Here is a 22,549-nt window from a genome sequence, read left to right as displayed (position 1 = left end):
TCGAGACCTGGAGGTCTTGCGATGTCCGATGTCTCCCCGATTCCCGAGGGTTATCCGCGCGTCTGTCCCGGCCTGGCCATCGACGGCGCGGCCGAAGCGATCGAGTTCTACAAGAAGGTTTTCGGCGCCACCGAGCGCATGCGCATGCCGCGCCCGGACGGCAAGGTCGCCCACTGTGAGCTGCTGGTCGGCGAGTCGGTGATCATGCTCGGCGATCCGGCGCCGGAGATGCAGTTCCGCGACCCCAAGTCCGTCGGCGGCACCCCGGTCAACTTCAACATCTACGTCCCCGACTCCGATGCCGCGTTCAACGCCGCCATCGCCGCGGGCGCCACCGAGATCGCGCCGATGGAAAACCAGTTCTACGGCGACCGCACGGGCAGCTTCACCGATCCGTGGGGCCACCAGTGGACCGTCGCGACCCACGTCGAGGACGTCTCGCCCGAGGAGATGGAACGGCGCATGGCCGAGTTCAGCGGCGCGTCGTAACGACCGCACCCCGGCCGCGGCATCGATGCGCGGCCGGGTTCGGTGCCTGGTTCAGGCTGCCCCGCCCGGGGACGCCGGGATGAGCTTGTGCTCCTCATCGCGCAGTGACGCGGTGACCCCACCAGGCCGCCTCCACCAGCACGATGCCCACCACACCGCAGATCACCGCGGCGGTGGTGAGCCCGACGTTGGACGGGTCCAGCTTGAAGAACTCCCGGGTGAACGGGATGGTGAACAGCAGCAGGTAGGCCAGCACCGAGGCGCCCAGCAGCACCACCTTCCACCACACATACGGGCGGGCCACGATGGCCAGCACCCACACCGCGATCATGATCAAGGTGATGAGCGCGGTGGTGCCAGCCTGCACGGTCTGCTCCTCGGTGGCTTCCGGTCCCGCGTAGGCGATCAGGTACGCGACGAAGGTGGCCACGCCGATCACCACACCGGACGGGATCGCCAACCGCATCACCCGGCCCACGAACCCGGTCCGGGCGCGCTCGTTATTGGGTGCCAGCGACAGGATGAACGCCGGAATGCCGATGGTGAACCAGGCCGCGATGGTGACATGGCGCGGCAGGAACGGATAGCCGATCGGCTCGTAGTCGAAGATCTGCGACCCGACCCCGGCCAGGCCGACCAGGAACGCCAGCAGCACCGAGTACACCGTCTTGGTGAGGAACAGATTCGAGACGCGCTCGATATTGCCGATCACCCGGCGGCCCTCGCCCACCACATACGGCAGGGTCGCGAACTTGTTGTCCAGCAGCACGATCTGGGCCACCGCGCGGGTGGCGGGGCTGCCCGAGCCCATGGCGACGCCGATATCGGCGTCCTTGAGCGCCAGCACATCGTTGACGCCGTCACCGGTCATGGCGACGGTGTGCCCGCGCGACTGCAATGCACCGACCATGGCGCGCTTCTGATCCGGGCGCACCCGGCCGAAGGTGGTCTCGCGGTCCAGCACGTCGGCGAGCGCGTCGCGATCCTCGGGCAGGCCACGCGCGTCGACGGCGTGCTCGCCGCCGGGCAGATCCAGCGAGGCGGCCACCGCGCCGACCGAGACGGCGTTGTCGCCGGAGATGACCTTGATCGCGACGTCCTGGCTCGCGAAATAGTCGAGGGTGTCGCGGGCGTCGGGGCGCACCTTCTGCTCGAGCACCACCAGCGCGGCCGGGGTGACCACACCCGGTGCGTCGGGGGCGTCGACGGGGCGATCGCTGGTGGCCAGCAGCAGGATCCGCAACCCCGACGAACCGAGTTCCTCGGCGGTGCGGGCGTCCTCGGACTCGGGATCGAGCAGCACATCCGGCGCGCCGAGCAGCCAGTTGCCGTGCTCGCCGTAGGAGAAGCCGCTCCATTTCTTCGCCGAGGAGAACGGCGCGACGGCGGTGTAGTCCCAGCCCGGACGCTCGGGCAGCGCCTCGGCGATGGCCTGCACGCTGGCATTGGGGCGCGGATCATCACCGGCCATGGCCGCGAGCGCGCGGCGGATCTCGGCGTCGTCGCCGCCATCGAGCAGTTTGATATCGGCCAGCCGCATCCCGTTCTCGGTGAGCGTGCCGGTCTTGTCCGCGCACACCACATCGACACGGGCCAAGCCCTCGATCGCGGGCAGCTCCTGCACCAGGCATTTGCGCCGGCCCAACCGCACCACCCCGACCGCGAACGCGATGGAGGTCATCAGCACCAGGCCCTCCGGCACCATCGGCACCAGCGCCGCCACCATCCCGGTGACCGCGGGCCGCCACGACTGGCCGCTGGAGAACAGCTGGTTGTAGATGATCAGCGCGCCCGCCGGGATCAACAGGTAGGTGATGACCTTGAGGATGGTGTTGATGCCGTTGCGCAGTTCGGAATTGACCAGGGTGAACTTGCTGGCCTCCTCGGCCAGCTTGGCCGCATAGGCGTCACGGCCGACCTTGGTGGCGCGATAGGCGCCCGAGCCGGAGACCACATAGCTGCCCGAGAGCACCTGGGCGCCCAGCTCTTTGTGCACCGGATCGGCCTCGCCGGTGAGCAGCGACTCGTCGACCTCGAGTAGTTCGGATTCGACCACCTCACCGTCGACCACGATCTGATCGCCGGGGCCGAGCTCGATCAGCTCGTCGAGCACTACATCCTTGGGCGCGATCTGCTCCGAGCGGCCGTCGCGGCGCACCGTCGGCTTGGCCTGGCTGACGATGGCCAGCTGATCCAGGGTGCGCTTGGCGCGGATCTCCTGGATGATGCCGACCGCGCTGTTGGCCACGATGAGCAGCCCGAACATGCCGTCGATCACCGAACCGGTCGCCATCACCAGCACGAACAGCACACCGAGGATCGCGTTGATCCGGGTGAACACATTGGCGCGGACGATATCGCGCACCGAACGGCTGGCCCGGTCGGGCACATCGTTGGTGCGCCCGTCGCGACGACGTTCGTCCACCTCGGCAGCGGTCAACCCGGTCGAACGCGGCGCCTGCACGGATATCGACATGGCAGCCAGCCTAAGCGACGACGCCGGGCGCGAACTGTCACCAGCCACGGATGGCGGATGCGGCGGCGGGCGGCGCCGCGAAGTACCGTCGGATGGGTGCGGCGGACCGAGTCGATTCCGGGTGTGGCGTTCGGGGTGGGGGCGTACGCGTCGTGGGGTGCGTTCCCGGCCTTCTTCGGCCTGCTGGCCTTCGCCCCGGCCACCGAGGTGCTCGCGCAACGCATTCTGTGGACGCTGGTGGTGGTACTCATCGTGCTGATCGCGGTGGGCAGGCTGGGCGAGCTGCGCCGGATCTCGACGAGCACCTGGCGCTACGCGGCCGTGGCGTCGGCGGCGATCTCGCTGAACTGGGGTGTGTACGTCTACGGGGTGATCTCCGAGCAGGTCGTGCAGTGCGCGCTCGGCTACTTCATCAATCCACTGGTGACGGTGGCGTTCGGGGTAATCATCTTCCGGGAACGGCTGGCCGCGGCGCAGTGGGTGGCGCTCGGGCTCGGCGCGTCGGCGGTCGCGGTGCTCACCATCGATTACGGGCGGCCGCCGTGGATCGCGCTGACGCTGGCCTGCTCATTCGCCATCTACGGGTTGGTCAAGAAGGTGATCCCGCTGGACGCGCTGCGCGGAGTGGCGGCCGAGGGCCTGCTGGCGGCGCCGTTCGCGCTGGTGTTCGTGATCGTGCTGGCCGTGACCGGCCAGGGCAGTTTCGGCGGCGACCTGTCCGAAACCGCGCTGCTGATGTCGACCGGGCCGGTCACGCTGGTTCCGCTGCTGCTGTTCGCGGTTGCCGCGCAACGGGTCCCGCTGTCGACCATGGGGATTCTGCAATATCTGACGCCCGCGCTGCAGCTGGCGTGGGGTGTGGCGGTGGCCGGTGAGCCGATGCCGGCCTCACGCTGGGCCGGTTTCGCGCTGATCTGGGCGGCGCTGGCGGTGTTCACCGGGCACGCGGTGATTCGTTCCCGGCGCAGAAGAGAGACAGCTCACAGCGATAGCAGGTTGTGATCACCCACAGACGGGGAGCGCATCTCGCCCGCGTGGGTTACATTCTGCCGTCGAATCGAGCTCAAATGTCCTGTGACAAGGGGTTTTTCTGTGACAAGGGGTACCAGTGATATTGGATGACGCGCATCTGGACCGGGCCGCCGGCGCGCTGCTCGGCGGCGCGGCCGGTGACGCGCTGGGCGCCGGCTACGAATTCACCTATCCGGCCGCGGATCAGGTGATCGAAATGGTCGGCGGCGGCATGTTCGGCTGGGCACCCGGCCAGTGGACCGACGACACCGCCATGGCCATGGCCATCGCGCTGGCCGCCGACAAGACCGACCGCGGCATCGACCTGGACGAGGTGGCGGCCGGGTTCGTCGCCTGGTGGGATTCGCAGCCGCCGGACGTCGGGGTGCAGACCTCGAAGGTGCTCGGCGTGCGGCCGTCCTCGGCGCGCGGCATGCAGGCCGTCGCCATGTCACTACCAGGCCTGACCGGCGGCAACGGCTCGCTCATGCGCACCGGGCCGGTCGCCCTCGCCTACCTCGCCGATCCGGTCGAATGCGCCCGGGCGGCGGGCGCCATCGGGCTGCTGACCCACCACGATCAGCAGGCCGTCGAGGCGTGCAAAATCTGGAGCCACGCCATCCGGCACGCGATCCTGGAAGCGAACTTCGACGGCGTGCGCGAGTACGTGGCCGCGAGCCCGGCCGCCGACTACTGGACGCCGCTGCTCGACCAAGCCGAAACCGGTACCCCGCAGGACTTCCCGAAGAACGGCTGGGTGGTGCACGCCCTGCAAACCGCGTGGTGGGCCATCACCACCACCGACCGATCCGGACCCGAACACCTGCCGCGCGCCCTGGAACAGTGCGTGCGCGCGGGCAACGACACCGACACCACCGCCGCCATCGCGGGCGCGCTACTGGGAGCGCGGTGGGGTGCCTCGGCAGTGCCGGCGCGGTGGCGCGAGATGCTGCACGGGTACCCGGGGTTGACCGGGAACGATCTGATCGCGCTGGCTCATCGGATCGTGCTGAAGAACGCGGGTTAGCCGGGCACACCTCAGTACGAGGTGATGATGTGGCCCGGCGTCCACGTCCCCGAGCGCTGGACCTGCTCGACCGTGAGACGGGCCGGCTCGGCCTCCGGGTCCACCGGGATGAACTGTTCGATGGAACCCCAGTCCCGGTCCCAGTCCTGATCCAGATACGCGGGCAGGGTGCGCGCGGTGAACAGCAGCTGGGTCCAGCCGAGCGGGCCGCCGCCGTCGTGGGCCTGCCACATGGTCGTGATGGAGGCGCCGTTGCGGTCGGGCAGGATCCGGTACTGCGGCAGTTCGGAGACGCCGTAGCGGGTGGGCAGGTGGTTCTGGCACGGGAAATTCAGGCCGACCGCCCAGTCCAGCAGCACCGGGGTCTGCGAGCCGAGCAGTTCGGTCACGGTGGTGGTCTGCGGGACGCGCGGCGGGGTGACCGCCAGCCATTGGTCGGCGCCGAGATCCTTGTCCTCGGCGACCAGGCGCACCACATCGGCGTCGCCGGGCAGCTGATCCAGCGGGACCCGCAGATTGCGCCACACCGGCGCCGGGCCGATATCCAGCGGCAGGATCATGCCGCGCGGGGCGACGCTGCCGTCGGGCTGGGTGCTGCCGTATTCGAGTTCCAGGCGCTGACCCGGGCGTTCGATACCGTCGGCGTCGACCGAGCGGATCCGCCCGGCGACCGCGATGGCGATGATGTCGCCGCGGCTGCCGTCGACCGCCTCCGGCAGCCGGTACCAGTCGGTGGTCAAACTCGCCGGCACCTGATCGGCCGGGCTGTAGGTGCCGAGCACCGGCGTGGTGGCCGGGTCCAGGCCGAACGGCAACGGCACGTTGCTGCCATTGACGCCGCGGCCGGTCGAGGTGTCGGAGGTCGAACCCGCCGAGGCCGCCGCATCGCGGATCTCGTCCGGATCCGACGACACCGTATTGGCCCGCCCGGTACTGGTTTCGAGTTCCTCGGATACCAGCACGGGCGCGACACCGTTCGGGGTGAACCCGGTGGATTCCGGACCGGCCAGCGCGGCGGCGGTATCGCCGGACAGTGGCCGCAACATCGAGGCGTTCGGATCCGGCTCGACGAGCACGTCATCGGCCAGGCCGCAGCCGTCGGAGAAGGTCGCGGCGATATTCGATTTCGCGAGCGAATAGGCCGGGTACTGGGCGACGGCGGCCTTGGCGAAGGAGGCCACCTCGAAGACCACCATGGCGGCGGCCACGATCATCAGCACCGGTGTGCGCGCGAGCCGCCCCGCCGCCGACTGTGGCGCCGGTTCGGTGCCCGGGCGGATGTGGAACCACGCGGCCACGGCGAGCGCCAGCACCGTCAGGCCCATCATGAACGTCGAGAACCCGAAACCGGCGAACGACGGCGGCTTGTCCCACCATGGGATGCCCCACGACGAGACATACCAATAGCCGTTGGCGGCAACGAAACTCATCGCGAGGGTGAAGAAGACCGCCGCCGCGAACAGCGCGCGGTTACGTACCGGACGCATCACCTTCGCGCTCACCGCGACGGCGGCCAGCGCGGCGGCGCAGGCGGCCAGGCCGGCGAAGACACCGAACTGGTGGTTCCACTTGGTGGGCGCGAACATCATCAGCACCATGGCGCCGAAGGTGATGCCGATGATGCGCCGCGAGGGTCCGGCCGCCGTGCCGGGGATGTGGCCGCCGCGGCGCAGCATGGTGACCACGCACACCAGCAGGCACAGGAACATCAGGAACACACCGAACCGGCGGGTCAGCCAGCCGTCGCCGCTGGGCTGGATCAGGTACTGGTAGCGCAGGTATTCGAAGAACCAGGACTCACCGGGACCGATCCGGTCGTGCACATAGAGCATCTCGGTGAAGGCGGCGAAGCTGCGGTCGGCGAAGATCACCGTCAGCACCAGCACGCCCACCGCGAACAGCGGCAGCAGCTGGGCCAGGTAGCCGATGGTCTTGGCGCGGTGCACGATCACCGCCGTCACCGTGCGGGCGCCGGCGATCAGCGCCGCCACACAGATCACGCCCGAGGGTGCGGCGGTCAACGTCATCGCGGCGATACCGATCGCCAGCGCGGCGGGCAGCAGCCGCCGGGTGGCGATGGCGCGTTCGACCGACACCCAGGTCAGGATCACACCGGTGGCCACCACGAACTCCGCGCGCAGGCCGTTGTTGTAGGGCAGCCAGAACGCCAGGAACATCAACGCGGAGGTCCACACCGCGATCCTGCTGTCGCGCACGCCGGCACCGAGGCGCGGGATCACCTCACGGCTGATCACCCACCAGCAGACCAGCGCCGACAACAGCACCGGCAGCCGCACCCAGGTGCTCGCCACCGACACATGCGTCATCCAGCCGATGACATCGGTGTAGGGGGTGTAGAACGGCGCCTCGTCGACGGAGAACCAGCGGTAGTAGTTGGACATGTAGCCCGAACTCTGGGCACCGCGCGCCATGCCGAGGATGTAGCCGTCGTCGGAGGTGTTGGCGCCGATGAAATGCCAGACGCCCAGGGTCGCGAAGACCACCCAGTCGACCGGCGTCAACCGCCACCAGCGCGACGGCAGGAACCGGCGGGAGCGGCGGCCGTCGAGACGGTCCAGCCGGTACAGCGCCACCAGCGAGAACAGTGTGGCCAGCACGGCGAGCGCGATGACGATGAGCTTGATCGGCGTCGGCGAGGTGGCATAGCGGGAGTCGACCTCGACATCGACGCGCATCCCGTCGGGCACGGCACCCGCCAGGTCGCTGAACACGCCGACCACCTGCGGCCGCAGATCACGCTCGGTGGCCGCACCCGCGGGTCCGGCGCCGGCGACCGTGACGGCGGCCCGCGCGGTGGAGACGTCGATCGACAGCGCGCAGCCCTGACCGCGCACCTGATCCAGCGGCGCCGACCACAGCAGGGTGTTGCGCGAGACCGCGTCCACCCGGCCGGGACGCTCGGGGGTATCGGCGACGACCTTGACGACGAAGCCGTAGCGCTCCATATCGGCCGACTGACGCGGGATGGTCGAGAACACCACACCGCCGGAATCGGCCAGCTGCGAGATCGCCGCGCACGGCACCTCGGCGGTCAGTCCGATCGGCGCGTACGACACCAGTGGCGCGGCGACACTGCGGGCGGCGTCGTCCTGCGGCCAGGTGATCGTGGCGGCATCCATGCGCACCGGCAGGAACGGCACCGCGAGGGCGCACAGCGCACCGATGAGGGCGGCGACGATGGCGACCGGCCGCGCCCAGCCACCACGATCAGCGGGCGCCGGACGGGGTTCGGTTGTCTCGCCGGGCCGTTCGCCCGCCCACACCATCGTGTCAGCCACGGAGCCCGATACTAGCGGGTAGGGCGGCGGTGAGATTTCGCCGGCGAGCGAGCTGACGGGCAATCGAGAGCGGCCGGCGCCCAGCCAGGGCACCGGCCGCTGCTATGCGACTGCTGTTTCGCCGATCAAGCCGGGCAAGCGGGCGACTGCATGCTGGCCGCCGTCAGCATGTCGCAAGCCCACTGCTGCTGGACCTTCCACTTGCCGTCCTCAGCGACGAACGGCACCGTGACCTCGTTGGTCTGACCGTTGATCACGAAGTTCGTGGTGGCGCTGATCGTGTCGCCCAACGGCGCCACGCTGACCACCTGGATGGAGGCGCCGGACTGCTGGTAGACCTGCGTCAGCGTGGTCGGCAGGTTCGGATCCGCCTCGGCGCCCTGGATCATTTCCAGCTTCTCTTCGTTCGGCACGTTCGGGTCGAGCGCGCGCTGCAACTGAGCGTTGAGCTCATCGACGGTCGGAACCGGCGGCAGATCGGCGGCCGCTTCGGCAGTCGTCGACTGGCTGGTGGTGGTCGACTTGGCCGGCTTGTCCGAATCCTTGTCGTCGCCACCACACGCGGTCATGGTCAGCGCGGCGGCGACGGCCAGACCCGCGATGGCGATGCGTCCGGTCTTACGAAGCTTCAACTGCTCGTCCTTTGCGTTCGAGTGGGGTTGTGTCGTTGGCACTATGGCAGCCCCGCCCGACCGGCGACGCTGCACGAGGTACCAAGGCTACCCGCCGGTCGGTCGGGCGCGTACCCGTCAGTCCAGACTGCCCAGCGGGTCGGCCCGCGACAGTGCGGGATCGTCTGCCGCGAAGGTACGCGCCGGACCGGGCCCCGTCGAGCGGGTCTCGAACCGCACCGTCACCCGGCCGTGGCCCGCACCCTGCACCCAGCCGTGGCCGAACTCGGGATGACGCACGTCGCTGCCGGGCTGCCAGTGCGGGGCGGACTGCGTCGGCGCACCGTCACGCGCCTCACCCGAACCGGACGCCGCCGCGCCCTCGGCGATCGCTCCTACCAGGGGCGAGACGGCGACCGGCACCGCATCCGCCTCCGCCGACGGCCCCGGACCGGCACCACGGCCCGCGGCGGTGAACACCGGTTCGTCGATTTCCGCCTCGTCCGCGCGCCCCACGGCAGCGAGCTCCGGCATCCGGTCCAGATCCGGGAACAGCGACTCCTGACGCACATCCGACAGCCCCGCGTAACCGACACCCACCAGGCGGATGGGCCCGAGGTCCTGCGGGTCGATGGCCGAACGCTGGGCGGCGGCGGTGAGGGTGGCCAGATCCTCAGTTGCGTAGGGCAGGGTGAAGGATCTGGTGACGATGCTCATGTCGGATTTCTTGAGTTTGAGCACCACGGTGCGGGCGGCGCGGCCGTCGCGGGCCAGGCGGCGGTGGGCGGCAGCGGCCATCTCGTCGATGGCCAGGCGCAGCCGATCCAGGGTCACGATGTCGTGCTCGACGGTGGTCTCGGCGCTGATCTGTTTGGCCTCGGCCCGCTCGGTGACCGGCCGGTCGTCGATACCGCGGGCCAGCCGGTGCAGCGCGGCGCCGACGCTGCTGCCCAGAATCGACACCGCCTCCTGCTCCGGCAGCGCCGCGAACGCACCGACCGTCTCGATGCCCAGTGACCGCAGTTTCGCATCGGCCACCGGACCGATCCCCCACAGCTTGCGCACCGGCAGCGCGGCCAGCAGCTGCTGCTGTTCGGCGGGCGACACGACCCGGATGCCATCGGGTTTTGCCAGGCCGGAGGCGATCTTGGCGAGCTGTTTGCCGGTACCGGCGCCGACCGAGGCGACCAGCCCGGTGCGTTCGCGCACCAGCGCCCGCAGCTCGGCGCAGAACTCGTGGACCCGGCGCACCGACGCGCCCGCCAGCTCGTCCGGCTCGCCGAACGCCTCGTCGAACGACAACGTCTCGAGCACCGGGATCCGGGCGCGCAGAGCGTCGAACACCCGCCCGCTCATCACCCCGTAGACGGCGCCGCGCGGCGGCACCACCACCGCCGTCACCCCGACCAGGCGCCGCGCCTGATGCATCGGCATCGCCGAGCGCGCCCCGTACACCCGCGCCTCGTAGCTGGCTCCCGCGACCACACCGCGTCCGCCGGTGCCGCCGACGAGCACCGGACGGCCGCGCAGCGTCGGCCGGGTGAGCTGTTCACAGGAGGCGAAGAACGCGTCCATGTCGATGTGCAGTACCCAGCGCCGGGAAGTGACGGCGTCGGGGTAGGCGGCAGCGCCGCCGGACCCCGCCGGATGCTGCGCGCTCACCGGCGCGTCGCCGGGCGTTGGCTGGTCCGGGCGGCGAGAGTTCCGGGTGCCGGACGCAGGTCACTGTGCGCGGTGACGATCCCGGGACTGGCACGCATGCCCAGGAATGTACGCGCGGGCACCGACAGGTCCGGCACCCTCACCTGTGCCGGGCACGGCGCGGGCCGATGCCCGGGCGTCGCTGCCGGATAGCCGGACGGTTCCTGCTCCCGCGGACGCGCCGGAATCGGCCGTGACCTGCCCCGATCACGCCGGCTCAGGTACCGGTGAACCGCCGATCCGGACCGGGGATCGGACTCGGTGGCGCGCCGGATATGTGATGATCGGTCCATGATGATCCGCAAGGCTGTGATTCCCGCCGCCGGTATCGGTTCCCGCCTGCTACCGCTGACCAAGGCGATCCCCAAGGAGATGCTGCCGGTCGGCGACAAGCCGGTGATCGAGCACACCGTGCGCGAACTGGTCGCCTCCGGGATCACCGATATCACCATCGTGGTCAGCGGCGGTAAATCGCTGATCCAGGACCACTTCCGGCCCAATCCGGCGCTGGTGGCGCAGCTGCGCGCCGACGGCAAGACCGCCTACGCCGATGCGGTCGAAGAGGTGGGCGAACTCTCGCGCCTGGGCCACATCACCTACCTGGACCAGCACGGCCCGTACGGCAACGGCACCCCGGTGCTCAACGCCGCCCGCGCGCTGGGCGACGAGCCGATGCTGGTGCTGTGGCCCGATGACGTCTTCGTCGCCGAGACCCCGCGCGCCCAGCAGCTCATCACCGCCTACGAGACCACCGGCTGCCCGGTGCTGGCGCTGATGCCGATGGATCCGGCCGAATCGCAGCGCTACGGCGTGCCGATGGTGCACGAGGACCTCGACAACGGACTGCTGCGCATCTCCGGCCTGATGGAGAAGCCGAAGCCGGAGGACGCCCCGTCGGCGTACGCGGCGATCGGCGGGTACGTGGTGACGCCCGGCATCATCGAGGAACTGCGCAAGCAGACCGAGGCCTGGTACACCCACCGCACCGGCGAGGTCTACCTCACCGACGCCATCAACGCCTTCGCCGCCGGGCACGCCGTCTACGGCCAGGTCATCAAGGGCCGCTGGTACGACACCGGCAACCCGGCCGACTACCTGGTGGCGCAGTTCGCTTCGGCGCTGGCGCATCCCGATTACGGTCCGCGGTTGCGTCAGCTGATCGACTGAGCCGGCACCGCACAGAGCGAGCACGGCCGGGCCGCCGGTGACATTTCCCCGGTGGCCCGGCCGTTGCCATCCGCAACGGTCAGAATCGGCGGATGCTGTAGATCTCGAACTGGCTCAGCGGCGCGAGACCGACCGGGACGCCGCGGCCGTAGGCGTTGAATATCTGGCCGAAGCCGGCGTAGATCCCGACGTGCGAGGCGTCGGCGTTCAGGATCACCACATCGCCGGGTGAGAGGGCATAGCGCGGCACCTCCGCGCCCACCTCGGCCTGTTCCCAGGTGGTGCGCGGCAACCGCACCCCGACCTGCGCGAAAGCCCATTGCACCAGCGCCGAGCAGTCCCAGGAATGCGGCCCCTCGCTCCCCCATTCGTAGGGCTTACCGGTCTGGGTGACCGCGACCGCGAGGGCGCCGAGCCCGGCGGGGCTGGGCAGCGGCAGCGCGGCCGAGCCGCTGGAACTGCCCGAGCCCGAACCCGACCCGGAACCCGACGACGATCCGGAGCCGCCGCTGCCGGAGGCGCTTCCGGTGTCGGGTGCGGCCACGGCGGGGGTGGCCAGGGTGAATGCCGCGAGGGCGGCGAAGCAGAAGCCGGTGATGATCCGGCGCAGCGGGGTTCTCGTCACGTGCTCGCCCTTCGGTCGGCCCGGCCGACGAGCCGTCCACCGGGACGCGTATCAGGTAGAACAATCCGTACCGATAGTCACTGCGGCACCGGCAGGATCATCAGCCCCAGCAGCAACAGCCCTGATTGTGCCGCGCGGGAAATGCGCGCACGGCGGGTTCAGCAAATAGCTGGGGTGTGATTTACGTCACTTTGCGGCGAGCGCGAGCCGGTGTGGACGGCAGAACGCATCCACCGCCCACACCGGCCCCTATCTCAGACCTTCGCGACCGCAGCGCGGACCCCGCCGACCAGTTCGGCCGCGTCGGCGCCCGCCGCACCGAAGCTCAGCTCGGTAGCCAGGATTTCGCCGGCGATCAGATCCCGATGGGTCTGCGCCCACGCCTGCCGCTCCTCCGGCACCTCGAGCACCACGGTGATCCGGTCGGAAACCTCCAGGCCGAGCGACTTACGAGTCTCCTGGAGATCACGGATCAGGTCGCGAGCCCAGCCCTCGGCCTCCAGCTCCTCGGTGACCACCGAATTCAGCACCACCAGACCGGCATTGCCCGGCAGCGCGGCGGTCGACTCCGGTTCGGCCGCCACCAGGCGCTGGGTGTACTCCTCGGGCAGCAGCTCGATCCCGGCCGCGCTGACCACGCCCTCGGCGTTCTCCGACCACTCGCCGGCCTTGACCGCCTTGATCACCGTCTGCACGTCCTTGCCCAGCCGCGGACCCGCCGCGCGGGCATTGACGACCAGCTCGAACCGGCCGTGCGAGGCCACATCGGTGGTCAGATCCACCTTCTTGACGTTCACCTCGTCGGCGATGATGTCGGCGTAGGGCGCCAGCCGGTCGGCGTCGGCCGCGGCGATGGTGACCTCGGCCAGCGGCAGGCGCACCCGCAGGTTCTGCGCCTTACGCAGGCTCAGCACCGTCGAGCACACCGTGCGCGCCTCGTCCATGGCCGCGACCAGCTCGGCGTCGTGCAGCAGCTCCTCGGCGGTGGGCCAATCGGTCAGATGCACCGAACGCCCGCCGGTCAGCCCGCGCCAGATCACCTCGGTGACCAGCGGCAGCAGCGGAGCGGCCAGCCGGGTGGTCACCTCCAGCACCGTGTGCAGGGTGTCGACGGCGTCACGGTCCTCTTCCCAGAACCGCGCCCGCGAGCGGCGCACATACCAATTGGTCAGCGCGTCGGCGAAGGTGCGCAGCTCGTCGCAGGCGCCGGCGATGTCGTAGACCTCGAGCGCCTCGGTGATCGCGTCCCTGGTCACCGCGAGCTTGGCCAGGATGTAGCGGTCGAGCACATGCGCCGAATCCGTGCGCCACACACCCGGTTTCGAGGCATACAGCTGCAAGAAGGTCCACGCGTTCCACAGCGGGCGCAGCGCGTGGCTCACGCCCTCGCGGATGCCGCGCTCGGTGACGATGAGGTTGCCGCCGCGCAGGATCGGCGAGCTCATCAGGAACCAGCGCATCGCATCGGAGCCGTCGCGGTCGAACACCTCCTTCACATCCGGGTAGTTGCCCTTGGACTTGCTCATCTTCAGCCCGTCGTCACCGAGCACGATGCCGTGCGCGGCAACGGTTTTGAACGCCGGGCTGTCGAACAGCGCGGTGGCCAGCACGTGCAGGGTGTAGAACCAGCCGCGGGTCTGGCCGTTGTACTCGACGATGAAATCGCCCGGGAAGTGGCTGTCGAACCAGTCCTTGTTCTCGAACGGGTAGTGCACCTGCGCGTAGGGCATGGACCCGGATTCGAACCAGCAGTCGAGCACCTCCGGCACCCGGCGCATGGTGGACTTGCCGGTCGGGTCGTCCGGGTTCGGGCGGGTGAGCTCGTCGATCATCGGCCGGTGCAGATCGGTCGGGCGCACGCCGAAGTCGCGTTCGAGCTCGTCGAGCGAGCCGTAGACGTCCACCCGCGGGTAGGCCGGATCATCGGAGACCCACACCGGGATCGGGCTGCCCCAGTAGCGGTTACGGCTGATGTTCCAGTCCCGTGCACCCTCGAGCCACTTGCCGAACTGGCCGTCGCGGATGTGTTCGGGCACCCAGGTGATCTGCTTGTTCAGCTCCACCATCCGGTCCCGGAACTGGGTGACCGCCACGAACCACGACGGCACCGCCATGTAGATCAGCGGCTGACCGGAGCGCCAGCTGTGCGGGTAGGAGTGCTCGATGGTCTCGTGCCGCAGCAGCTTGCCTGCCGCCTTGAGGTCCTTGATGATCACCGGGTTGGCGTCGAAGACCATCAGGCCCTCGTACGGCGGCACCATCGAGGTGAACTTACCGCCCGGGTCCAGCGGCTGCACGATCGTGATGCCGTTGGCCGAGGCGACGTCCATGTCCTCCTCACCGAACGCCGGCGCCAGGTGCACCACGCCGGTACCGGAGTCGGTGGTGACGTAGTCGGCCGACAGCACCCGGTGCGCGTTGGGGTGGCCGAGGAAGAAGTCGAACGGCGGCTGATACGACAGCCCCACCAGGGCGGCGCCGTCGTACTCGGCGAGCACCTCGGGCTGCTCGCCGAACTCGCGCGCGTAATGCGAAACCCGTTCGGCGGCGAGCACATAGCGCTTGCCGTCGGCGCCGCGCAGATGCACGTAGCGCACGTCGGGGTGCACCGCGATGGCCAAGTTGGACGGCAGCGTCCATGGCGTGGTTGTCCAGATCAGGGCGTTGGCGCCGTCGAGTTCGTGCAGTGGATGCTCGGCGGGCACCGTCAGCACCATGTCCACGGTGACCGCCGGGTCCTGACGCATCTTGTAGGCGTCGTCGAGGCGGGTCTCCTGGTTCGACAGCGGGGTCTGCTCGTACCAGCTGTAGGGCAGCACCCGGAAACCCTGATAGATCAGGCCCTTGTCGTAGAGCGACTTGAACGCCCACATGACCGACTCCATGAAGTCGAGATCGAGGGTCTTGTAGTCGTTGTCGAAGTCGACCCAGCGGGCCTGACGGGTGACATAGTCGCGCCATTCCCCGGTATACCGAAGTACCGACGTTTTACAGGCGGCATTGAATTCCGCGAGCCCCATCGCGTCGATCTGTGATTTGTCCGTGATACCGAGCTGCTTTTCCGCCTCGATTTCCGCGGGAAGTCCATGACAGTCCCAGCCGAATCGGCGATCGACGCGCTTACCGCGCATCGTCTGGAAACGCGGGATCAGATCCTTCACATATCCGGTGAGCAAATGACCGTAATGCGGCAGACCGTTGGCAAACGGCGGGCCATCGTAGAAGACGAACTCGCCGGAACCCGATTCGCCTGCCTGCGAGCGGTTTTCGATGCTGGCGCGGAAGGTGTCGTCGGCGGCCCAGGCGTCGAGCACGGCGCGTTCCAGGTCGGGGAACGACGCGCCCGGCCCGGCGCCGAGGTCGACGCGGGGATATGCGCTGCTACTGGATGTCTCGTCCGCCATCGCGGTGCGTCTCCTCGTGCCCGTGCGCCGTAGCGCACTCTCCTCGGCACGGGGACGACTCCGGCGCCCGGTGCGCCGAAACCGCGGTACCACCCCGCTTGTCCTGGCGCCCTACCGGCGCCGGACCTCTCGTCATGAGCTGTGACGGGCTCTCCCGTTCGGTTCTAGTGAGTGTGCGGCGCCCCGACCAGGGCGAACACACCGTTCTTCCGAAGGCTCCCCGGTGATGGCCGGATCGACGCCGTATTCATGTTTGATTCTAACCAGTTCGGTCAAACCAGTATTGCGAGCGCCGCGCTACCGCGAGGCCATACCCGCTCAGCGCTTGGCATGCCTGCCCTGTGGCGGCCCGTCGTCACCTTCGGGTTTGCCCATCGACAAGGCGCTCACCAGCAGCAATACCGCGCCGATCACACACACCACGATGCAGCCCCATGCCCAGACCACCGAACCGGTGGTCAGTGCTGCGACCAGCAGGGCGAAGCCGATCGCGGCGAGGACAAGCGTCAAGACGAGCATGGTGACCCCCAGGGGATGCCAGGCGGCCCGACTGCGTCTGGGGTGTGACTATTTGCCACCCTTGGCGAACGACGCGGGCGCGAGGTTGTTCGAACCGGTGTCGAAGGCCTCGCCGCCGTCGACGGGCACCGCGGAACCGCGGTTCTCCAGCTCTTCGAGCTGCGATTCCAGGTAGGACTTCAGCCGCACGCGGTACTCGCGCTCGAAGGTCTTGAGCTGCTCGATCCGGCTCTCCAGCACCGTGCGCTGCTGGGTGATGGTGGCCATGATCTCGGTGTGCTTGCGCTCGGCATCGGCCTGCAGGGCGTCGGCCTTCTCCTTGGCCTGGCGCAGCTGGTTGTCCGAACGGGTCTGCGCGTCCGACAGCATCGCGTCCGACTTCTGCCGGGCGTCGGCGATCATCGCCTCGGACCGGGTGCGGGCATCGCCGACGAGCCGCTCGGAATTCGCCCGGGCATTCGACAGCAAATTCTCAGCTTCGGTCTTGGCATCGCTGGTGAGCCGGTCGGCCATCTCCTGGGCGAGGCTGAGCACCTTCGCGGCCTGGAGGTTGGAGTCGGCACCCGCGGGATCCTTGGCGGCCGGCGCCGGCGCGGCAATCGGGGCCGGCGGCGCCGCGGGCACCGGCGGTTTCACCGGTTCCGGCGGAGGTGCCTGCTGGACCGGCTGTTTCGCGGTGGCGACCGCCGCGTTACCACGATTCTTCTTCGCCTCGGCCAGCTCGGAATCGAGCTCGGCAACCCGCTGGCGCAGATCCGCGTTCTCCTCGATCAGACGCGAAAGCTCCTGCTCCACGAGATCCAGGAAGGCGTCTACTTCGTCTTCGTTGTAGCCGCGCTTCCCGATCGGCGGTTTGCTGAACGCGACGTTGTGCACATCGGCTGGGGTCAGCGGCATGGAAGGATCCCTTCACGCGTCTTTTGGAGATCTAGCAGATCTGGCGAGCTGTGTCCTCGGCCCATTCTGTCACACCGGGGCTACCGGCTGCCCGAGCCTGCTCACGATCGACATCAGGATGAAGACGATGAATAGCAGGACCATTATCGACAGATCGAGCCGAATTCCCCCCAATGACACCGGTGGTATCAACCGCCTCAGGAGTTTCACCGGAGGATCGGTGATCGTGAAGATCACCTCCAGGATGACGACCACGATGCCACTGGGGCGCCAGTCACGGGCGAAGCTACGGATGAACTCGACGATCACCCGGCTGATCAGCAACAGCCAGAAGATGAACAGCACGAAGTACAGCACCGCGAACAAGGCCACGACCTCACTCTGCCGCAAAATCGGCGTCGCGCAAAATGACCGCGCCGACCAGTTCGACCCGCATCCGGCTCTCCCCCCGGTTCATGTTCCTATTTCTGGTTGTAGAAGCCCGTTTCGGCGATCCGGCGGCGTTCCTCGGCCGATACGTCGACATCGGCAGGTGAGAGCAGGAACACCTTGGTGGCCACCTTGTCGAAGGAGCCGCGCAGCGCGAAGGCCAGGCCGGCGGCGAAGTCGACCAGCCGTTTCGCATCGGCGTTGCTGAGGTCGACCAGGTCCATGATCACCGGGTTGCCCTCGCGGAACCGCTCGCCGATGATCCGGGCCTCGCTGTAGTCGCGCGGGCGCAGCGTCGTGATCTTGGACAAGGGACCTCCGTCCTCGAAGATCGCGGGACGGCGGGCGACGACGGGATCGGGACGCATCCGCTCCTCCAGTCGCCGTTCCTCGGCCTCGGGGTCGACGGCGAGCGCACCACGGGTGGCGCCACGCATCACCGGCGCGCTGCCACCGGCGCGGAACCGGGCCGCGCCCGCGGAGTCGATGCGGGTGGGGCGCCGCGGCGCCTCGTAGCGGTCGTCGCCGTAGCTGTCGGCGGTGTAGTCGTCGCGACGCGCGGCCGGGTAGCCGGCCTGGTACGGCGACTTGTAGGCCGGCTCGTCGAATTCCGCGTCGTCGTAGCGGTCGTCGGCGTAGCGGTCGGCGCCGTAACCGGGACGGTCGGCGTAGTCGCGAGGCCGGCGCGTACCGCGCTCGTCCATCGGGCGAGGGCCACGGTCGTCGACGTAGTCGTCTTCGTAATCCTCGAGCGGAACCATGCCGAAGTAGGCCTTGAATTTGTGCAGGGTACTCATCGTTCCACCTCGCTAACGCTCGCCTCGGGCATGGCCACGACGGCCCTGGTCCCACGCTCGCTCATATCCTCCCCCGTGCCGACACCCGACTCCGCCGTGACCACGATGGTGGCGGTGTGTATCGCTCGCTCACTTCGCTCGCTCATCCTGGTCGACCTTCCTTCGGCCCCGGTGACGGCCGGGTGTTGAAGTCTTGCTCAGCCCCTCGTCGGTCCCAGCATATGTGTCGAATGTGACTGATGAGGTTTCTTTGCTACGCCGAGGTTATCGGTCGGGCGCCCATGAGAGCGGTACCGACACGCACACAGGTGGATCCGTGTTCGATTGCCGATTCCAGATCTCCCGACATTCCGGCCGACAATTCCGACGCGCCGGGGTGAGCGGCGGTCAGCTCGGCGTGTACAGCCGCCAGACGAGCGAAGGCGGCGGCCGGCTCGACCTCCAGCGGAGGTATCGCCATCAGGCCCGACAGCCGCAGCGCGGGTGCCTCGGCGATCCGATCGGCAAGTGCCGCAACGTCATCCGGTGCGACCCCGCCGCGACTCGGGTCCGCGTCCAGGCTCACCTGGATGAGCACGTTCAGCGCGGTGTCGCGGTCACCGGCGTCCAGCGCGGCGGCGGCCCCGGCGTCAAGGGCCGTTGCCAATCGTTCGCTGTCCACCGAGTGCACGGTATGTGCCCACCGGGCCACCGATTTGGCCTTGTTGCGTTGCAGCCGGCCGATCATGTGCCACCGGATATCCGGGTGCCGGGTGAGTTCGGACACCTTTGCACTGGCCTCCTGCTCACGTGATTCACCGAACTCGCGGCGGCCGAGGCTATAAAGGATTTCCACGTCCGCGGCGGGGAAGAATTTGGTCACCGGCAGCAGCCGGACGCTGCCCGGATCGCGCCCGGCGGCCGCGCAGGCGGCGTCGATGCGATCGATTAGGCCGGCCAGATTGGTGGCCAGTTCGGTGGTGCGGCGGTCGAGGGTCTGAGCGGTGCTCGTAGGACTCACGCGTGCGGCTCCCCTTCCTCCATCCAGATCACCCCGCCGAGGCGGCCGGTCGGCGCGCCGCGGCGGTGGCTGAACAATGTCGTGTCCTCGATCGTGCAGCGCGGGTCGACGGCGACGGCGCCGACGCCCGCGGTGGTGAGCTGACGGCGCAGCCCGGCCCGCAGGTCCAGGCCGGGTGTGCCGCGCTCGGTGGTGGTGGCGCTGCCGGGTAGGTGCCGTTCCACATCGGCGCGCATCTCGGCGGGCACCTCGTACTGGCGGCCACTGGCGGCGGGCCCGAGGAAGGCGCCGATCCGATCGATGCGGGCGCCGACCGAGACCATGGCGTCGAGTACTCGGGGGACGATGCCGATCCGGGCGCCGATGCGGCCCGCGTGCACGGCGGCGATCACCCCGGCCTCGTCATCGGAGAGCAGGATCGGCACACAGTCGGCGGTGACGACCACCAGCGCCAACCCGGGAACGGTGGTCACCAGGGCGTCGGTGGCCGGTACCGGTTCGCTGCGCGGCCCGTCGACGATCTCGACGTTGCGGCTGTGGATCTGTTCCATCCAGACCAGTCGCTGCGGCGCCAGGCCGATGGTCTCGGCGAGCCGGTTGCGGTTGCGGCGCACGGCCTGCGGATCGTCACCGACATGGTCGCCGAGATTGAACGAGTCGTACGGGGCGGCGGAGTAGCCGCCGGCCCGCGTGGTGACCACTCGCCGGACAGTGCGAACCGATACCGATGTCATGCCGACGAGCGTAGTCGGCTGCCGGGTATTCCCCGGTCAGCGCGGGTACGCCGGGGTGATCAGCGTCGCATGAACGACGGGACGTCGACATCGTCGTCGTCATCGTCGCCGGTGTCGGGCGGCGGGGTGTGCGAGCGGCCGGTGTGGCCGGCGATGGGATCGGCTGCCGGACGGGGCCGTTCGTCGCGGTAGCTCGGCGCCGGTCCCCGGCTCACACTGCTCGAACTGGTGGCGGCCGGGCTCTCGGCCGGACGCGTGCTCGACTCGCTGCTGCGGCTCTGGCCGATCTCGCCGGCCCGGCCCGCGCCGATGGTGCCGCGGGTGGTGGCCGGGTCGAAGGTGCGCCGGGCCGGTCCGCCGCCGTCGAAGCCCGCCGCGATGACGGTGACGCGCACTTCGTCGCCGAGCGAATCGTCGATGACGGTACCGAAGATGATGTTGGCCTCGATGTGGGCGGCTTCCTGCACCAGCGAGGCCGCCTCGTTGATCTCGAACAGGCCCAGGTCCGAGCCGCCGGCGATCGACAGCAGCACGCCGTGCGCGCCGTCCATCGACGCTTCCAGCAGCGGCGAGTTGATCGCCGCCTCGGCCGCCTTCACCGATCTGCCCTCACCGCGCGAGGAGCCGATGCCCATGAGGGCGCTACCGGCACCGGACATGACGCTCTTGACGTCGGCGAAGTCGACGTTGATCAGGCCCGGGGTGGTGATCAGGTCGGTGATGCCCTGGACACCGTTGAGCAGCACCTCGTCGGCGGAGCGGAAGGCGTCCATCAGGCTCACCGCCGCGTCGCCGAGCTGCAACAGCCGGTCGTTCGGGATGACGATCAGGGTGTCGCAGGATTCGCGCAGCATATTGATGCCGACCTCGGCCTGGTTGCCGCGCCGCTTGCCCTCGAAGGAGAACGGGCGGGTGACCACACCGATGGTGAGCGCGCCGAGCTTGCGCGCGATGCTGGCGACGACCGGCGCACCACCGGTACCGGTGCCGCCGCCCTCGCCCGCGGTGACGAAGACCATGTCGGCGCCCTTGAGCACCTCTTCGATCTCGTCCTTGTGATCCTCGGCGGCCTTGCGGCCCACCTCGGGATCGGCGCCCGCGCCCAGGCCGCGGGTGAGTTCGCGGCCGACGTCGAGCTTGACGTCGGCGTCACTCATCAGCAGCGCCTGGGCGTCGGTGTTGACCGCGATGAACTCGACTCCCTTGAGTCCCTGTTCGATCATCCGGTTGACGGCGTTCACGCCGCCGCCGCCGATACCGACGACCTTGATCACTGCAAGGTAGTTGTGCGGGGGCGTCATGGGCTCTCGCCTTCCTTCGATCCAAAGCCTGTCGTTTCCGGATGCTCGGCACCGATCCGCGTCGGCCGGGCCGTGTCTCCCAGCGGTCCGCGACTCGAGCAAACCCTAAACCTCAACCATAGGGTTGGCGTTATGTCAAGTATCCGACTGGTGCCGAACGCTATTCGCAGCCGACGCGATCCGCGCGCAGGCGCGCCGAGACGAGAATCAGAATCTTGTGTGATCCCACTCGTGCCGACACGCCGGACGTCGTATCGTGGTCGGTTGCCCCCCGGCGGGAATCCCGTTGCGGGGACGCCTCCCGGATTGCCACCGAAAACTCGCCGGACACAAGAGGTATCACGCCGAGTTCGATGGACTTCGATCATTTTACCGTCACCAGGTTGGGGCTCGATACGTCGAACACCGTGCCGGGGCGGGTCAACAGCGGCCCGACCACCGCGACCTTGCGTTCGGCATCGCCTGCCCCACCCCACAGTACCGTGCGGCCGTCGCGCAGCCGCAGCGCGATATCCGAAATCGACCGCACCGCAACCTCGCCCACCTGCACTCGCAGCGCCGGCGGCAAGGCCGTCACCACCGACACCGCGGCCCGGGTGGCCGGGTCGGCACTGCCGGGATGGTCGGCGCGTAACTCCGGCACCCCGATCGGCGGCGGCTCGATCGCGTACTCCACGCCCTGGGCGTCGAGCAGGTGCGCGCCGCGTTCGCTGGTGTAGAACAGCACCGGTGTGCGCTCGGTGATCGTCACCCGCACCGTCGACGGGAACGAGCGCTGCACCCGCACCGAACCCACCTTCGGGATGCTCGCCACCCGTCCGGCCATGGCGGCGGTATCAATGCGCAGCATGGACTGCCCGTCCGGAATCTCGAGTAACTCCCGCACCCGCTCCTCCGGCACCGCCGACAGGCCCTCGATCTGCACCGTCCGCACCGACAGCAGTGGCGTGAACCAAGCCGCGACGAACAGGGTGATCAGCAGGCACACCGCGGGCAATCCCCACAGCCGGATCCGGCGCCATCCACGCGCACCGAACAGTTCGGCTCCGGATCGCACCGACG

Annotated in this window: 18 protein-coding genes; 4 read left to right on the top strand and 14 right to left on the bottom strand. The window is 68.9% G+C overall.

All coding sequences use genetic code 11. The annotated features are described in order from the left end of the window. Positions 1 to 21 precede the first annotated feature (21 nt). Complete coding sequence (locus NOCYR_RS09490) at positions 22 to 489, top strand: VOC family protein (RefSeq protein WP_014350144.1); 468 nt, start codon at positions 22 to 24, stop codon at positions 487 to 489. A gap of 94 nt (positions 490 to 583) precedes the next feature. Here NOCYR_RS09490 and NOCYR_RS09485 read toward each other — a convergent pair whose 3' ends face one another. After that, positions 584 to 2,965 (bottom strand): cation-translocating P-type ATPase, encoded by a 2,382-nt coding sequence (locus NOCYR_RS09485; protein WP_048833215.1) that lies wholly within the window; start codon positions 2,963 to 2,965, stop codon positions 584 to 586. Positions 2,966 to 3,022: 57 nt separating this feature from the next. Here NOCYR_RS09485 and rarD point away from each other — a divergent pair, with 57 nt between their 5' ends. Both rarD and NOCYR_RS09475 read left to right on the top strand, forming a co-directional pair. Beyond that, positions 3,023 to 3,967, top strand: coding sequence for an EamA family transporter RarD (gene rarD / locus NOCYR_RS09480; RefSeq protein WP_048833214.1), 945 nt, complete (start codon positions 3,023 to 3,025; stop codon positions 3,965 to 3,967). Positions 3,968 to 4,073: 106 nt separating this feature from the next. After that, complete coding sequence (locus NOCYR_RS09475; RefSeq protein ID WP_048833213.1) at positions 4,074 to 5,003, top strand: ADP-ribosylglycohydrolase family protein; 930 nt, start codon at positions 4,074 to 4,076, stop codon at positions 5,001 to 5,003. Positions 5,004 to 5,014: 11 nt separating this feature from the next. Here the strand turns inward: NOCYR_RS09475 and NOCYR_RS09470 are convergent, their stop codons facing one another. The 3 genes from NOCYR_RS09470 to NOCYR_RS09460 form a co-directional block, all read right to left on the bottom strand. Continuing rightward, on the bottom strand, positions 5,015 to 8,290 hold the full coding sequence (locus tag NOCYR_RS09470; protein ID WP_014350140.1) for an arabinosyltransferase domain-containing protein: 3,276 nt from the start codon (positions 8,288 to 8,290) through the stop codon (positions 5,015 to 5,017). 137 nt (positions 8,291 to 8,427) lie between these two features. Continuing rightward, positions 8,428 to 8,934 (bottom strand): hypothetical protein, encoded by a 507-nt coding sequence (locus NOCYR_RS09465; RefSeq protein ID WP_014350139.1) that lies wholly within the window; start codon positions 8,932 to 8,934, stop codon positions 8,428 to 8,430. Positions 8,935 to 9,051: 117 nt separating this feature from the next. After that, on the bottom strand, positions 9,052 to 10,575 hold the full coding sequence (locus NOCYR_RS09460) for a DNA polymerase IV (RefSeq protein WP_014350138.1): 1,524 nt from the start codon (positions 10,573 to 10,575) through the stop codon (positions 9,052 to 9,054). Between the two features lie 330 nt (positions 10,576 to 10,905). Between NOCYR_RS09460 and NOCYR_RS09455 the strand changes: the two genes are divergently transcribed. After that, the gene (locus NOCYR_RS09455) at positions 10,906 to 11,781 is read left to right on the top strand and encodes a UTP--glucose-1-phosphate uridylyltransferase (protein ID WP_014350137.1); all 876 of its coding nucleotides are present in this window, start codon (positions 10,906 to 10,908) and stop codon (positions 11,779 to 11,781) included. Between the two features lie 79 nt (positions 11,782 to 11,860). Here the strand turns inward: NOCYR_RS09455 and NOCYR_RS09450 are convergent, their stop codons facing one another. The 10 genes from NOCYR_RS09450 to NOCYR_RS09405 form a co-directional block, all read right to left on the bottom strand. Then, the gene (locus NOCYR_RS09450; RefSeq protein WP_014350136.1) at positions 11,861 to 12,406 is read right to left on the bottom strand and encodes an NlpC/P60 family protein; all 546 of its coding nucleotides are present in this window, start codon (positions 12,404 to 12,406) and stop codon (positions 11,861 to 11,863) included. Positions 12,407 to 12,660: 254 nt separating this feature from the next. After that, the gene (gene ileS / locus NOCYR_RS09445; protein ID WP_014350135.1) at positions 12,661 to 15,810 is read right to left on the bottom strand and encodes an isoleucine--tRNA ligase; all 3,150 of its coding nucleotides are present in this window, start codon (positions 15,808 to 15,810) and stop codon (positions 12,661 to 12,663) included. 318 nt (positions 15,811 to 16,128) lie between these two features. After that, complete coding sequence (locus NOCYR_RS09440) at positions 16,129 to 16,329, bottom strand: hypothetical protein (protein ID WP_014350134.1); 201 nt, start codon at positions 16,327 to 16,329, stop codon at positions 16,129 to 16,131. Between the two features lie 48 nt (positions 16,330 to 16,377). Further along, a complete protein-coding gene (locus tag NOCYR_RS09435; protein WP_014350133.1) occupies positions 16,378 to 17,226 on the bottom strand; it encodes a DivIVA domain-containing protein in 849 nt (282 codons plus the stop codon). Positions 17,227 to 17,295: 69 nt separating this feature from the next. Further along, positions 17,296 to 17,598 (bottom strand): YggT family protein, encoded by a 303-nt coding sequence (locus NOCYR_RS09430; protein ID WP_036535351.1) that lies wholly within the window; start codon positions 17,596 to 17,598, stop codon positions 17,296 to 17,298. An 89-nt stretch (positions 17,599 to 17,687) separates the two neighbouring features. Next, positions 17,688 to 18,452, bottom strand: coding sequence for a cell division protein SepF (locus tag NOCYR_RS09425; RefSeq protein WP_014350131.1), 765 nt, complete (start codon positions 18,450 to 18,452; stop codon positions 17,688 to 17,690). Positions 18,453 to 18,705: 253 nt separating this feature from the next. Then, positions 18,706 to 19,452 (bottom strand): YggS family pyridoxal phosphate-dependent enzyme, encoded by a 747-nt coding sequence (locus tag NOCYR_RS09420; RefSeq protein WP_014350130.1) that lies wholly within the window; start codon positions 19,450 to 19,452, stop codon positions 18,706 to 18,708. Further along, on the bottom strand, positions 19,449 to 20,186 hold the full coding sequence (gene pgeF, locus NOCYR_RS09415) for a peptidoglycan editing factor PgeF (RefSeq protein WP_048833212.1): 738 nt from the start codon (positions 20,184 to 20,186) through the stop codon (positions 19,449 to 19,451). The genes NOCYR_RS09420 and pgeF overlap by 4 nt, the downstream gene beginning before the upstream one ends. A gap of 59 nt (positions 20,187 to 20,245) precedes the next feature. Further along, positions 20,246 to 21,487, bottom strand: a complete 1,242-nt coding sequence (gene ftsZ / locus NOCYR_RS09410) for a cell division protein FtsZ (RefSeq protein ID WP_014350128.1) — start codon at positions 21,485 to 21,487, stop codon at positions 20,246 to 20,248. A 364-nt stretch (positions 21,488 to 21,851) separates the two neighbouring features. Continuing rightward, entirely contained in the window at positions 21,852 to 22,544 is a 693-nt protein-coding gene (locus tag NOCYR_RS09405; protein WP_014350127.1) for a cell division protein FtsQ/DivIB, read from the bottom strand. Positions 22,545 to 22,549 lie beyond the last annotated feature (5 nt).

Source organism: Nocardia cyriacigeorgica GUH-2 (assembly GCF_000284035.1).
GTDB classification, from domain to species: domain Bacteria; phylum Actinomycetota; class Actinomycetes; order Mycobacteriales; family Mycobacteriaceae; genus Nocardia; species Nocardia cyriacigeorgica_B.
The sequence above is the reverse complement of the archived record's forward strand: the minus strand, read 5'-3'. Positions and strand labels throughout refer to the sequence as shown.

Excerpts from the sequence above, each read along its gene's own strand:
- pgeF (WP_048833212.1), bottom strand. The coding sequence starts at position 20,186 with ATGACATCGGTATCGGTTCGCACTGTCCGGCGAGTGGTCACCACGCGG.
- NOCYR_RS09485 (WP_048833215.1), bottom strand. The coding sequence starts at position 2,965 with ATGTCGATATCCGTGCAGGCGCCGCGTTCGACCGGGTTGACCGCTGCC.
- NOCYR_RS09470 (WP_014350140.1), bottom strand. The coding sequence starts at position 8,290 with ATGGTGTGGGCGGGCGAACGGCCCGGCGAGACAACCGAACCCCGTCCG.
- ftsZ (WP_014350128.1), bottom strand. The coding sequence starts at position 21,487 with ATGACGCCCCCGCACAACTACCTTGCAGTGATCAAGGTCGTCGGTATC.
- NOCYR_RS09425 (WP_014350131.1), bottom strand. The coding sequence starts at position 18,452 with ATGAGTACCCTGCACAAATTCAAGGCCTACTTCGGCATGGTTCCGCTC.
- NOCYR_RS09490 (WP_014350144.1), top strand. The coding sequence starts at position 22 with ATGTCCGATGTCTCCCCGATTCCCGAGGGTTATCCGCGCGTCTGTCCC.
- NOCYR_RS09435 (WP_014350133.1), bottom strand. The coding sequence starts at position 17,226 with ATGCCGCTGACCCCAGCCGATGTGCACAACGTCGCGTTCAGCAAACCG.
- NOCYR_RS09455 (WP_014350137.1), top strand. The coding sequence starts at position 10,906 with ATGATGATCCGCAAGGCTGTGATTCCCGCCGCCGGTATCGGTTCCCGC.
- NOCYR_RS09440 (WP_014350134.1), bottom strand. The coding sequence starts at position 16,329 with ATGCTCGTCTTGACGCTTGTCCTCGCCGCGATCGGCTTCGCCCTGCTG.
- rarD (WP_048833214.1), top strand. The coding sequence starts at position 3,023 with ATGCGGCGGCGGGCGGCGCCGCGAAGTACCGTCGGATGGGTGCGGCGG.
- ileS (WP_014350135.1), bottom strand. The coding sequence starts at position 15,810 with ATGGCGGACGAGACATCCAGTAGCAGCGCATATCCCCGCGTCGACCTC.